This window comes from Streptacidiphilus albus JL83, from assembly GCF_000744705.1.
Lineage (GTDB): Bacteria > Actinomycetota > Actinomycetes > Streptomycetales > Streptomycetaceae > Streptacidiphilus > Streptacidiphilus albus.
The window spans coordinates 187,408-200,115 of the sequence record NZ_JQML01000001.1; the positions used below are offsets into that span (position 1 = coordinate 187,408).

Genomic DNA, 12,708 nt, shown 5'->3' on the forward strand with positions numbered 1-12,708 from the left:
GTCGGCACCGGGCCGGAGGCCGCCGGTGCGCCGCCGGTGCGCCGCCGACGACGACCGCGCCGGGGTCTTCGGGGGCGAGGTCCCGCCTTCCCGGTACTGGGCGCCCTGGACCGCCGGTCTCAGCGATAGCCCGGCCCCGGAACCCTGCCGGGCGGGTGACCGCCCGGCAGCGGCCCCACCCCAGCGGCCGACCGGCGGCACCCCCGCAAGCCTGCTACTCGTCTACGCCGGTGGGCGCCGGAGCGTAGATCGTCGGCCAGTCCTCGCCGGACTGGATCGCGGCGACGACCTCGGCGGCGGAGCTGCCCGCCGGCACGTCGAGGACCACCGTCTCCTCCCCGGCCTGCCCGTAGGCGACCGGGTCCACCGTGGTGACCACCCGCAGCAGCCGGACGGCGTCCGGATCGGTCAGGGGCCGCTCGGGAAAGTCCGCAGCCTCGGCGTCCGCGTACGAGAGCAGTCTCGGGTAGGCCATCACGTCGACGGTGAGCCGGTCACCGCGCAGGGCCCGCTCCACCCAGGCGTCGGTCTGGAGGATGTACACCGCGCCGTCGACCTCGGCGCCCCACACCGCGACGCCTGCGACGGCGCGTTCGCCGACCGGACCGGCCGGATCCACGGCCACCACGAGGTGGACGTCCTCCGGGGCGTCCGGGTTGATTCCACTGCACAGCCAGGCGTCCGCCATGGAGTTCCCCTCACCGGTCGAGTGGGTCACCCTACCAAGTCCGGCGTTCCGCCTCGGGAGGGTGCTCGGCGGCGCGCACCGGCGGATCCTCGCCGCCAGCGGTCGAGGCCGTCAGCGGTTGAGGCCGTCAGCGGTTGAGACCTCAGCGGTTGAGGAAGGAGTGGTTGCGGCCGAGTTCGGTGAAGCCGCGGCGGGCGTACCACTCGCGCGGCCAGTCGCTCACGTCCGCGGTGAGGAAGAGCTGCGGGATTCCGGCAGCGGCGGCAAATGCCAGGCCGGTCGCGAGCAGGGTGTCGCCGTGGCCCTGCCCACGGTGCGGCGTGGCGGTGACCAGGTCCTCCAACTGGGCCAGCCCGGCGGTGGGATCGAGGTAGAGGTCGGCCCAGGCCGCGATCTCCCCGTCCGGCGTCCGGGCGGCCAGGAAGAGCACCCGCTCGGCGCCGCGCAGCCGGGCGGAGCGGCGCTCGGTGAGCTGCCGGGCGAGCTCCTCGTCCGGGCTCCAGTCCAGCTGCTGCCGGAACACCGCCGCTCGCAGCTCGGCCAACTCGACCTGGTGCGCGGCGTGTTCGGGCAGTGCACAGCCGGCCGTCCCCCGGGCCATGATCAGCTCGGTGTCCCGGGCGTAGCCGACTGCCGCCAGCACCGGGGTGGCTCGCGCGCCGAGCGCCCCGTCGAGCACCGTGATCCGGTACTGCCGACGTGTCCCGAGGCCCTGCGCGGCCAGGCCGGGCAGGGCTGCCGGGTCGGCGTCCGGGGTGTCGACGATCAGCTGGTTGTGCTCCTGGGAGCGGGAGAAGTCCGGGTCGCGAACGGCGAAGGCCCCGGGCAGCTCGACGATTTCAGCGGCCTGGCGGCGGGCGAAAGCGGCGCGGAAGGCGGTCACACGCTCAAGGAGATCCGACACCTCGTCATAGTCGGCTTCCCCGCTGCCGCAGGCAACAGCTTTTCTCCCGGCGGGCCCTCCCCCGTCGCCGGAGGTTGATCAGCGGCTCGGGCGATCGGCGGGGGACCCGGTGCGCAGAGTGCGGTCGGCGATGGTCATCAGGACCAGGGCGATACTGACGCCGACCATGATCCAGGCAATCAGGTGCATGCCGTGGTCCGACACGCTGGTGTGGAAGACGACGCCGGTGATCGCGGATGCGGCGATCGAGCCGATGTAGCCGAAGGTCCGCAGCAGGCCCGAGGCGGTGCCGAGCAGTTCGGCGGGCGCCTGGCTGTACAGGGCGGTCTGGTTGCCGGCGGCAGCCGTGCCCATGACGATGCCGAAGACCAGCGTGACCACCACGACCCAGCCGATCCAGGCCGACGCGCTGAACAGGAGCACTCCGGCCGATCCGACCAGGCAGGCCAGGGCCGCGGCGATGACCGGGCCCCGGACCAGGTTGCGCCGCGATATCGGTGAGATCACCAGGCCCGAGACGAGCGTCATGGGGAGCAGCAGCAGTCCCGCCTCGGTCTCGGACAGCCCCCGCACGGCCTGGACCCACTGCGTGACGCCGTACAGCACGACGTAGACGCACAGCAGGACCAGTCCGTAGCGCAGATAGGTACTGGTCAGGGCCCGGTTGCCGGCGAGCAGGCGGAAGTCGAGGAACGGGGACCGGGCGCGCAGCTCCCACAGCACCAGGCCGATCCACACAGCCACGGAGACGGCCAGCAGGTACCAGTGCGCGGTGGGCAGGCCGAACAGGAACAGCAGCAGCGCGATCATCGCGGCGGCGAAGCCGGCGATGCCGACCACGTCCAGAACGGCCGCGATGTCACGGGCGCTGCGAGTGCGGTCCAACGGGCCGTCGGCGGACACCCAGAGCAGCGTCGCCACCAGGGCGACCAGCGCGACCAGGACGTTGACGAAGAACACCGCCCGCCAGCCCAGCGCGCCCACCAGCACGCCACCCAGCGGCAGGCCGAGGGAGGCGGTGGCGATACCGGCGATCTGCAGACCGCCCAGCACCCCGCCCGGGGGCCGCTCCAGGCCCGCGTCATGGGCGCGTCGGCGGATCAGCAGCATCGCCGTCGGATAGGCGCACGAGGTGCCCAGACCGATCAGCACCCGGCTGACCAGCAGCGTCAGCAGGTTCTGGGCGAACCCGCCGACCAGTCCGCCGACGACGACCAACCCGATGCCGGTCAGGAAGACGCGTCGCGGTCCGAACACCTCGGCGGCCTTGCCCGCCGTGGGCTGCGCGATCGCGCTGGCCAGGTACAGCGCTGTGACCAGCGCGGCGGTCTGCCCGATCGAGACGCCCAGCCCGTGGGCGATCGGCACCAGCGCGGTGGCGATCAACGAGCTGTTGACGGGGTTGAGCGCCGAGCCGAGGAACAGCGGTGTGGTGAACCGCCACGAGAACGGGTTCTCGGGCGGCGTCGCCGTCGCGGCGGGGGCGCCGGCCGAGGATTCGGTCGAGGCCCCAGGGGTGGACCCGGATGTGGACCCGGTCGAGGGCATCAGATTCTCCCGTACCTGGTGGTCACAGGAGCTCGGCGAGACGTTCCAGCAACCGTGCGGCGGTGTCGAGGGCCGCGATCTCCTCGTCGGTGAACGACTCGGCCAGCGCGCCGGCGATCCGGTCCACGATGACGCTGCGGCCCGAGGTGACAGCGGCCTGTCCCGCCGGGGTCAGGCTCAGGATCATGCGGCGCCCGTCGACGGAGTCCGGCTGCCGCACGACCAGTTCACGCTTTTCGAGGCCGGCCACCGTGGCCCCCATCGCCTGCGGGGTGATCTGCTCGCGCCGGGCCAGCTCCGCGGTCGTGGACGGACCGAGCCGGTCCAGCCGCGACAGCGCCGTCAGCTGGGGCACGCTCAGGTCCCCCTCGGACACCGCCTCCTGGGTGCGGCGCCGGAAAGCCCCGACGCACACCCGCAGCCGGGTGGCGGTCTCATGGACCGCCGCGATCCGCTCGGGCGACTTCTGGATGTCGTTCACCTTTAGAAGGCTAGACTTCCAAAGGTGAACTTGCAAGCCTGACCTTCTATGTTCTCCTCTTCGACCGAACCGCCCGTGTCAGCGATATGTCAGCGGCTGGAGGAGGCCGCCAGCACGGTGTCAGCGGGGCCTGACATCCTGCTGGGCATGAAGCAAATCGACAAGCGCCCCGAAGCCGGCCGCCCGGTGGCGGTGTCCGTGCGGGGACTGGTCAAGCACTTCGGCGAGACCAAGGCCCTGGACGGCGTGGACCTGGATGTGCACGAGGGCACCGTCCTCGGTGTCCTGGGCCCGAACGGCGCCGGCAAGACCACCCTCGTCCGCTGCCTGTCCACCCTGATCGTTCCGGACGCCGGCAAGGCCGTCGTCGCCGGGTACGACGTGGTGCAGCAGCCCCGACAGCTGCGCCGCGTGATCGGCCTCACCGGTCAGTACGCCTCGGTCGACGAGAAGCTCTCCGGCCGCGAGAACCTGTACCTCATCGGCCGGCTGCTCGACCTGTCCCGCAAGGAGGCCCGGTCCCGCGCGGACGCGCTGCTCGAACGGTTCTCGCTCACCGAGGCCGCGACCCGCCCGGCCCGTACCTACTCCGGCGGCATGCGCCGCCGCCTGGACCTCGCCGCGTCGATGATCGGCCGCCCGCACGTCCTGTACCTGGACGAGCCCACGACCGGTCTCGACCCCCGCACCCGCAACGAGGTGTGGACCGAGGTCAAGTCCATGGTGCGGGACGGTGTGACGGTGCTGCTCACCACCCAGTACATGGAGGAGGCCGAGCAGCTGGCCTCCGAGCTGACCATCATCGACCGCGGCAAGGTCATCGCCAACGGCGGCACCGACGAGCTCAAGGCGAAGGTCGGCGGCCGCACCCTGCGGGTCCGCCCGTCCGACCCGCAGGAGCTGCGCCCGTTGGCCGACGCCCTGGACGAGCTGCGGCTGACCGGCTCCGCCACCACCATCGACACCGAGTCCCACGAGGTCCTCGTGCCGATCATCAGCGACGAGCAGCTGACCACCGTGGTCGGCGCGGTCACCGCGCGCGGCCTGACCATCGGCTCGATCACCACCGAACTGCCCAGCCTGGACGAAGTGTTCCTGTCCCTCACCGGCCAGAAGGCATCCGCCCCCCAGGACGCCAGGACCGAACTCCAGGAGGTCGCCGTATGAGCGCCACCCTTGCCTCTCCCACGGCCCCCACCATCACCATCGCGGCCGACCCGAAGATCGGCCTGCGCGGCCACCTGCGCCACACCAGTGCGCTCATCCGCCGCAACCTGCTGTGGATCAAGCAGGACCCCGAGTCCATGATGGACGCGGTCCTGATGCCCGTCATCTTCACGCTGCTCTTCGTCTACGTCTTCGGCGGCTCGATCGGCAAGGCGCTCGGCGGCGGCCAGGGCGCCTACGTCCAGTACGTGATCCCCGGCATGATCGCGATGATGAGCATGAACATCGCCCAGGGCGTCGGCACCGGCTTCAACGAGGACTTCAACAAGGGCATCATGGACCGCTTCCGGTCACTGCCCATAGGCCGGGGCTCCGTCCTGGTCGCGAAGATCGTCGTGGAACTGCTCCGCCTCCTGGTCGCCACCATCGTCGTCATGATCATCGCGCTGCTGGTGGGCTTCCACGTCAACGGCCACTGGGGCGGCCTGCTGGCGTCCATCGGACTGTCCGCGCTGTTCGGCTCCGCCATCATGTGGATCTTCCTGGTGCTCGGCGTGACCATGAAGAACGCCCAGTCCGTGCAGGCGATGGGCTTCCTGGTGATGATGCCGCTGCAGTTCGGCTCGTCGATCTTCGCGCCGACCAGCTCCATGCCGGGCTGGCTGGACAGCTTCACCAAGTACAACCCGATGTCCGGCCTGGCCGACACCGCCCGTGGCCTGATGACCGGCGGCCCGATCGCCCACGGCCTGACCGTGACCCTCGCCTGGACCATCGGCCTCACCGTGATCATGGCACCGATCGCGATCCGCAAGTTCACCCGCAAGACCTGAGCCCCGGCCGCCCGGCTGCTCACCGGTGACGCCGGTGCGAAGGAGGGCAGTTGGGCTGCCGGGTACTCGGTACCGGCGCTGCCGAGCGGGGACCGGGTCGGCCTCGCGCGGAAGCCGACGCGAAGGCGGCTCCTCGCTTGGCTACACTGGCGCCCGCTGCCGCAGCGCCCCCCGGGGTGGACGGGCCGAGAGGCAGCCATCGAGACGGGGGAACCGGCGTGGAGCCACTGGAGCATGACGACCCATCGACGATAGGCCCCTACCGGCTGGTGGCCAGGCTCGGCGTGGGCGGGATGGGGCGGGTGTACCTGGCCCGGTCGGCCGGGGGCCGCACCGTGGCCGTCAAGGTGGTCCGCGCCGACCTCGCCGGGGACCCGGAGTTCCGGACCCGCTTCCGGCGCGAGGTGGCCGCGGCGCAGTCCGTGGACGGCGCCTACACCGCTCCGGTCGTCGACGCCGACCGCGACTCGGCGACCCCCTGGCTGGCCACCGCCTTCGTGCTCGGCCCCTCGCTGGCCGAGGCCGTGGCGCAGTACGGGCCGCTGCCCGAGGACAGTGTCCGGACCCTGGGCGCCGTCCTCGCCGAGGCGCTCGCCTCCGTCCACGGCAGCGGGCTGATCCACCGCGACCTCAAGCCCTCCAATGTGCTGCTGGCCGCTGACGGCCCTCGGCTCATCGACTTCGGCATAGCCCGCGCGCTCGACGGCGAAGGCCTCACCACCACCGGCTTGGTGGTGGGCTCCCCCGGCTTCATGTCCCCCGAGCAGGCCACCGGACGCGGGGTGGGCACCGCCGGGGACGTCTTCTCCCTGGGCTCCGTGCTGGTCTTCGCCGCGACCGGGAGCGGGCCCTTCGGGCAGGACTCGGCCCCCTCGATGCTCTACCGGGTGGTCCACGAGGACCCGGACCTGACCGGGCTGCCCTCCGGCCTGGCCGAGATCCTGCCCGCCTGTCTGGCGAAGGACCCCGCGCGGCGGCCCACCCCGGCGCAGCTGGCTCGGCTGCTGGCCCCGGAGGGCACCCCGACCCGGCTGGCCGGAAGCTGGCTGCCGGCCCAGGTGGCCTCCGGGATCGCCCGGCACGCGGCCCGGGTGATGGAGATGGAGACGCCCGCGCCGCGCAGCGGCTCGGGCGCGCGGGACCCGCGCCTCGGTGACGTGGCGGCCGTCGACCGCCGGGACGACGCGAACGACCCCGGTACCGTGCGCCTCGGGACCCCGTCGGCAGCGCCCGCCTCCGGACCGGCGGCGACGGCGGTGCCGCCGGCCGCGGGGTCCGCGACCCGCCGCAAGGTACTGTTCGGCGCCCTGGGCGTGCTGGGCGTGGTCGTGGCAGGAGGCGGCACCGCGCTGGCGCTGGAGTCCGGTGGCGGTCCGAAGCCGAAGCCGTCCGGCCCCACCACGGGCCCCGGCGGCCACTCCTCCGGGCCATCCGCCAGTGCCTCCCCCACTGGGGGGTTCCCCACCAGGGCCGCGGGCGTCCCGCCGCAGCCGCTGTGGACCTTCCCCGGCAGCGGGATGCAGATCGCACCGGTCCTGGCCACCGGCGGCAAGGTGTACGCCTTCGGGGACGCGAGCACCGCCCTGGACGCCCGCACCGGCAAGGTGCTCTGGACCGGCCCGCAGTTCGCTCCCGGCAATATGTTCGCCACCGCCGGGATGCTGGCCGGAGGCTACCTGATCGGCGTCAACCCGGGAACGCTCGACCTGTTCGGGCTGGACCCGGCCACCGGCGGCCAGCTGTGGAACCTCCACACCATCGGCGCGTACTCCCCCGGGACGCTGCTGGCCGCCGACTCGACCACGGCCTACATGGTCGGCACCGACCTGGCGACCACCTCCAAGACCTACATGCTCGCCATCGACCTGAAGACCCGGACGCTGCGCTGGGCGCAGCAGCGCAACGCCGCCGCCGACTACGAGGTCGCCGGCTCGGTCTCCGGCGGCTACCTCGTCTACGCCAACGACAAGGGCAACGTGGTCGTGCGGAGCACGGCGGACGGTCGGCAGCTGTGGTCGAAGGACTTCTCGAACCCGAACCCGGGTCAGCCGGTGTACCCGCTGATCGTCGGCGGCACCCTCTACATCGGCGGCTCGCCCCTGCTCGGCTTCGACCTCGCGAGCGGCAGGCAGGTGTTCACCGCGAACGCGCCCTCGGGCGACAGCTACCAGCTGCCCCTGGCGGTCGGCGATCGGCTCTTCGTCCAGGACGTGACCGGGAACCTGGTGTTCGCCCTGGACGCCGCGAGCGGTTCGGTGGACTGGCAGACGCCGCTGCAGATCGGGCTGACCGGCGACCCCGCGGTGGCGATCGGGTCCACCCTCTTCGTCGGCGCCAACGCCGACCCGTGCGCGGTGTACGCCTTCACCGAGTCCGGGGGGCACCAGTTGTGGAACTTCCAGGACGGCCAGACCGACAAGGACTGGTACCTCAGCACCGACGGAACGATGCTCTTCGCGGTCCACGGCGACAAGGTCTACGGCCTGCCGCCGGTCTAGGCGGCCGAGTCCGAGGGGTCGGTGACCGCGGTCGGTCACCGACCCCTTCGAGGCCCGGTGGCGCGGCCGGGCGGTGGGTCAGGTGGCGACGGTGGCGACGGGTTCCAGCCCGTAGGTTCGGGCGTAGCCGTTCTCGGTGCCGACGAGGAGGTCGACCACCTCGAAGTAGCGGTCCCAGAACGGGGTTTCACGCAGCGCGTCGATCAGGAGCTGGTAGGCGCGGTGGTCGTCGGCCTCCCACACCCAGACGTCGGTGACGCGCGCGGAGTAGAACTCCGTGTCGTAGAAGCGTGACCGGACGCCGGAGGTCCTGGCCCGGATGGCCGGCAGGACCTGGGTGGTGAAGGCGTCCACGCGTTCCTGGACGGTCAGGGCGAGCCACTCGGGTGTGGTCTTGACCAGCATGAACGCCGTGACCGGCGGTTCGGTGGGCATCAGGGTCTCCAATCGGGGTCTCCAAGGGATGGCAGGTGGTCGTGGTCGGCCGGGCGCCCGGAGTTCCGGGTGTTCCGGCGCCGGGTGCTGGAGTTCAGGAGAGGACGGCGGACTTGAGGGTCTGCGCGCACCACTGCTCGAAGCTGGTGGGCGAGGCGGTGTCCGGGGTGCGGGCGACGCCGGCGTCGAGGCCCGCGTCCTTGGCCCGCTTCATGTCGACGATGCCCTGGACGAATGCCTCGTTGAGGCCGTAGCCGACGAGGGTGCTCTGCAGTTCGTCGAACGGCTGGCGTTCGTAGCGGACCGGGCGGCCCAGCTGCTCGGTCATGATCCGGGCCAGGTCGTTGGGAGAGAGGTCCTGCGGTCCGAGGACCGGGACGCTGTCGGCGCCGGTCCACGAGCGGTCCAGCAGCAGACCGGCGGCAGCGGCCGCGATGTCGGCGACGGCGACGAGGGGGGCCCTGCGGTCGGCGTCGACGACGTCGGTGAAGACGCCCTTCTCGCGGATCGAGGCGGACTCCTCCAGGAGGTTCTCGAAGAAGGACGGGTTGGCCAGGGCCCGGTAGGCGACGCCGGCGCCGATGATGAGGTCGTCCATGGCCAGAGAGGCGGTGACCAGGCCGGCCCGGTCGGCCACCGCGGTACCGCGGCCGAGGGCGGAGACGCCGACGACATGGCCGACGCCGCGGGCGACGAGCGCCTTGACGGCGGGGCGGGTGAAACCGCTGTAGGCGTCCTCGGGGGTCAGCGAGGCGTCCGGGGGGACGAGCCAGAAGACGGCGTCCGCACCCTCGAAGGCCCGGTCGAGGACCTCGGCCTCCGCGTGCGAGCCGGTGATCACCTCGACGCGTCCGCGCGCCGCGTCCGGAAGCCGGGCCGGATCGCGGACGATCACCCGCAGCTCCTCGCCTGCGGCGGGGGCCGACTCCAGGAGCCGGGAGAGCAGCTGACGGCCGATGTTACCGGTGGGAGCAGTAATGACAATCATGAAAACCTCGCAGGTCGCGCGGATCGGGACACCCCCATCCTGCGAGCGCACAGCACGTTGCCACAATGGGAACATCAGCAAGGAGTCATTGACTGAAATGGAATGATGCTGGTGAACAGCCCGGATCCGATCATCGACGCCAATCTCGCCATCGCGCTGGACGCGCTGCTGGCCGAGCACAGCGTCACCCGCGCCGCCGCGCGTCTGCACACCTCACCCGCCGCCATGAGCCGCACCCTCGCCCGACTGCGCCGCATCCTCCAGGACCCGCTGCTGGTCCGGGCCGGACAGACCATGGTGCCCACGCCGCGCGCCCTGGCCCTGCGCGAGGAGGCCGCCGCGGTGGTGGCCCGCCTCGGAGCACTGCTCGGCCCCGGCGCCAGCGTCGACCCCGCCGGCCTGCACTGCACCTTCACCCTCCAGGCCGCCGACCTGGTCGGGGCGGCGCTGGCCCCCGGGCTGCTGCGGCTGGCCCAGCAGGAGGCGCCGGGGGTCTCGTTCCGGGTCCGGGCCGAGGAGTTGGAGGCCGGACCCGCCCTGCGCGACGGCAGGATCGACCTGGAGGTCGGATCCATCGACCACGTGGACCCCGAGACCCGGGTCGAGGAACTGGTCAGCCTCCGGATGGTGGCGGCCGTCCGCTCCGGCCATCCGCTGACCGAAGGGCCGCTGACCGCGGCCCGGCTGGCAGCCGCCGCGCACGTGGCGGTCAGCCGCCGCGGCCGGTTCACCGGCCCCGTCGACACCGCCCTGGCCGAGCAGGACCTCCAGCGGCGGGTCAACGTCGTCCTGCCCAGCCACCTGGCCGCGATGACCCTCGCCGCCCGCAGCGACGTCGTCTGCCTCGTACCCGCCGCACTCCCCGGCGCCGCTCCCTCGCCCCTCACCCACGACGCCGTCGCCCTCGGGCTGCACCTCCTCGACATCCCCCTGGCGCTGCCACCACTGACCATCGGCATGGCCTGGCACCCCCGGCACACGGCCGACGGGGCCCACCGCTGGCTCCGCGACAGCGTCCGCCGGGCTCTCTGCCCGACCGACGGCGGCTGACACCGACGGCGGCTGCCGAGAGCACCGTGGCGGACGCGGTCAGTGGCCGAGGCGCAGGGCGGCGATGAAGGCGGCGCCGTTCGGGGTGCCGATCCCGGTCATGGTGTCGTAGCCCTTGGCGGTCAACTGCTGGGTGTCGGAGCGGTTCTGGGCGTCGAAGACGTCGACGTCCGCGCTGGAGAAGGAGTCGGTCGGCGCGATGTACGCGGCCCGGTTCTGCAACGGCGTGGACCTGTCGAAGGGCAGGGCGTCGTGGAACGCCTGGGTGTCGGCCAGGCGGTAGAGCAGCGGGTCGATGAAGCCGTAGGGAGACTTCTGGCCCTGCTGGGCGTCCGCGACCAGGCCCGCGACCAGCGGGGTGGCCAGGCTGGTACCGCCGTTCGCCACGGTGAGGTAGGGCCCGGGCTTCCCGTCGGGGTCGGTGCTGGTGTAGCCGATCAGCATGCCGGTGTCGGGGTCGGCGTCGGCGGCGATGTCGGGCACCGTCCGGCCGAGCACCGTCTTGCCGGCCACCTTGACCTGTGCCATCGACGCCGGGACGACGCCGTGCTGGTACGACGGCTGCGGGTAGACGTCGCTGACGCCCCCTCCGCCGCCGTTGACGCCGTCGTCGCTCCAGGTGCTGCCGGCCAGTGAGCCGAAGTCGTCGGACCAGCCGGTCTCGAACAACCGGTTCCCGGTGGCCCCGATGCCGAGGGTGGTGCCGCCGACCGCCACCGCGTACGGGTCGGAGTCGGTGACCGTCAGGCCGGGGGTGTCGCCGGAGGCGAAGTACATGCCGACTCCCTCGGCCGCGGCCCGCACGTCGATGGCGTGCACGGTCTGCGGCGACACCTCCCCCAGCGGGATCTGCCACGAGTTCGACGCGATGGAGGCCAGGGGCTGGTGGCCGTTCCCGGTCAGCACGGCCGAGGCGGCGTCCAGCAGCGCCTGGTCCTCGTCGCAGCCGGTGCCCACCACCATCACCTGGTCCGCGCCCGGCGCCATGGCGTAGACGGCTTCGGAGTCCATCTCCGCCTCGACGTCGACGGGGGGCGACTGCGTCGCACGCTCCGTCGCCGCCGAGGGCGCCTTGCAGGCGCTCCCCGCCTGGATCTGCCGGAACTGGGAGGGCTTCGGCAGCGGCAGGTGGTTGCTCCGGGCGTAGGCCGTCAGCGTCTGGAACATCGCGGTCGGCGCCTCCTCCTCGGTCAGCGCCACGGTCTGGCCGCTGCCGGTGTCCTTCGACGTCGCCCCGTAGCCGGCGCGGAGCTGCGCGGCGGAGTACCCGCACACCGGCAGCGAAGCCTGGTTCAGCCCCTGGTAGGCGGGGCGCAGCGGGTGCGCGTGCTGCGCCCAGTACTGGGAGCAGGTCGCCGCCCCGGCCGGGGTGCCGCCCTGCGGAGCCGCCACGGCCGTGCCCCGCGACGCGGCGGACGAGCTGCTCAGTCCCGTCACACCGAGCACGTCGGAGGCCAGCGGGGCGGGCACCGACACCGCGCGGTCGTTCGACGTGAACAGCGACGACCGGCCCGCCGAGCCGTCCGCGGCACCCTTGGCGCGGTACTGGCCGATCCGCACCTGGAAGGCCGACTCGACCGCCGAGACCGGCCCGGTCGCTGACACGTAGTCACGGCCGCCGTCGACCTGTACTCCCGTCAGCCCCTTGCCGCTGAGCCACGCCGCCACCGCCCCGGCCCGCGCGGCGGACGGGCCGAACCTGGCGGTGTAGGCGTCCGGGCTCAGGTAGTGGTGGAACTCGGGGCTGCCCGGCGTGGCCACCGCGTCCGCGTACGCGGAGGCGCCCGCCGCGTCCGCGGTGAGCCACACCTGGACGGTCAGCTGCTGCGTCGCGGGCGCGGCCCCCACCCGCACGGCGGTTCCCACCGCGACGGGGACCGACCCGGGCAGCGCGACGGCAGCCACCGTACGCGCGGAGCCCGGTGCTCCTGCGGCCCCGCCGCCGGCCACCATCGCCGCTGAGGCTGCGATCGCGGCCGCCGTGTGAACAAGCCCTCCCATAATGCTTCCGCCCTCCGGCAACCGCAGCGCCCCCACGGCCGCTGCTCTCCTCCCCGACGACGTAGTTCGCGCACTCCTCGGTTGCGGACCACGCCAACGCACTCTTCGCCCACAC

The 12,708-nt window shown here is 72.6% G+C and carries 11 protein-coding genes; 4 read left to right on the forward strand and 7 right to left on the reverse strand.

Features of this window, described 5'->3' with window-relative positions:
* Positions 1–214: 214 nt before the first annotated feature.
* From BS75_RS00955 to BS75_RS00970, 4 genes are all read right to left on the reverse strand, one after another.
* Complete coding sequence (locus BS75_RS00955; RefSeq protein ID WP_034092158.1) at positions 215–688, reverse strand: hypothetical protein; 474 nt, start codon at positions 686–688, stop codon at positions 215–217.
* A gap of 142 nt (positions 689–830) precedes the next feature.
* Positions 831–1,592 (reverse strand): GNAT family N-acetyltransferase, encoded by a 762-nt coding sequence (locus tag BS75_RS00960; protein WP_034086818.1) that lies wholly within the window; start codon positions 1,590–1,592, stop codon positions 831–833.
* Positions 1,593–1,670: 78 nt separating this feature from the next.
* The gene (locus BS75_RS00965) at positions 1,671–3,140 is read right to left on the reverse strand and encodes an MFS transporter (RefSeq protein ID WP_081982024.1); all 1,470 of its coding nucleotides are present in this window, start codon (positions 3,138–3,140) and stop codon (positions 1,671–1,673) included.
* A gap of 22 nt (positions 3,141–3,162) precedes the next feature.
* Positions 3,163–3,621 (reverse strand): MarR family winged helix-turn-helix transcriptional regulator, encoded by a 459-nt coding sequence (locus BS75_RS00970; RefSeq protein WP_197091881.1) that lies wholly within the window; start codon positions 3,619–3,621, stop codon positions 3,163–3,165.
* Positions 3,622–3,768: 147 nt separating this feature from the next.
* On the opposite strand from BS75_RS00970, the gene BS75_RS00975 reads away from it, so the two are divergent.
* From BS75_RS00975 to BS75_RS00985, 3 genes are all read left to right on the forward strand, one after another.
* Positions 3,769–4,788 carry an ATP-binding cassette domain-containing protein gene (locus BS75_RS00975; RefSeq protein ID WP_034092161.1) on the forward strand — a complete coding sequence of 340 codons (1,020 nt, stop codon included), beginning with the start codon at positions 3,769–3,771 and terminating at the stop codon, positions 4,786–4,788.
* On the forward strand, positions 4,785–5,621 hold the full coding sequence (locus BS75_RS00980) for an ABC transporter permease (protein ID WP_034086819.1): 837 nt from the start codon (positions 4,785–4,787) through the stop codon (positions 5,619–5,621). Before BS75_RS00975 ends, BS75_RS00980 begins: the two co-directional genes overlap by 4 nt.
* 218 nt (positions 5,622–5,839) lie before the next feature.
* Positions 5,840–8,119, forward strand: coding sequence for a protein kinase domain-containing protein (locus BS75_RS00985; protein WP_034086820.1), 2,280 nt, complete (start codon positions 5,840–5,842; stop codon positions 8,117–8,119).
* A 78-nt stretch (positions 8,120–8,197) separates the two neighbouring features.
* Here the strand turns inward: BS75_RS00985 and BS75_RS00990 are convergent, their stop codons facing one another.
* Both BS75_RS00990 and BS75_RS00995 read right to left on the reverse strand, forming a co-directional pair.
* A complete protein-coding gene (locus tag BS75_RS00990) occupies positions 8,198–8,554 on the reverse strand; it encodes a darcynin family protein (RefSeq protein ID WP_034092162.1) in 357 nt (118 codons plus the stop codon).
* 94 nt (positions 8,555–8,648) lie between these two features.
* The gene (locus BS75_RS00995; RefSeq protein ID WP_034086821.1) at positions 8,649–9,542 is read right to left on the reverse strand and encodes an NAD(P)H-binding protein; all 894 of its coding nucleotides are present in this window, start codon (positions 9,540–9,542) and stop codon (positions 8,649–8,651) included.
* A gap of 102 nt (positions 9,543–9,644) precedes the next feature.
* Here BS75_RS00995 and BS75_RS01000 point away from each other — a divergent pair, with 102 nt between their 5' ends.
* Positions 9,645–10,592 carry a LysR family transcriptional regulator gene (locus BS75_RS01000; protein WP_034086822.1) on the forward strand — a complete coding sequence of 316 codons (948 nt, stop codon included), beginning with the start codon at positions 9,645–9,647 and terminating at the stop codon, positions 10,590–10,592.
* Between the two features lie 39 nt (positions 10,593–10,631).
* Here the strand turns inward: BS75_RS01000 and BS75_RS01005 are convergent, their stop codons facing one another.
* Positions 10,632–12,593 carry a S53 family peptidase gene (locus BS75_RS01005; protein ID WP_231607639.1) on the reverse strand — a complete coding sequence of 654 codons (1,962 nt, stop codon included), beginning with the start codon at positions 12,591–12,593 and terminating at the stop codon, positions 10,632–10,634.
* Positions 12,594–12,708 lie beyond the last annotated feature (115 nt).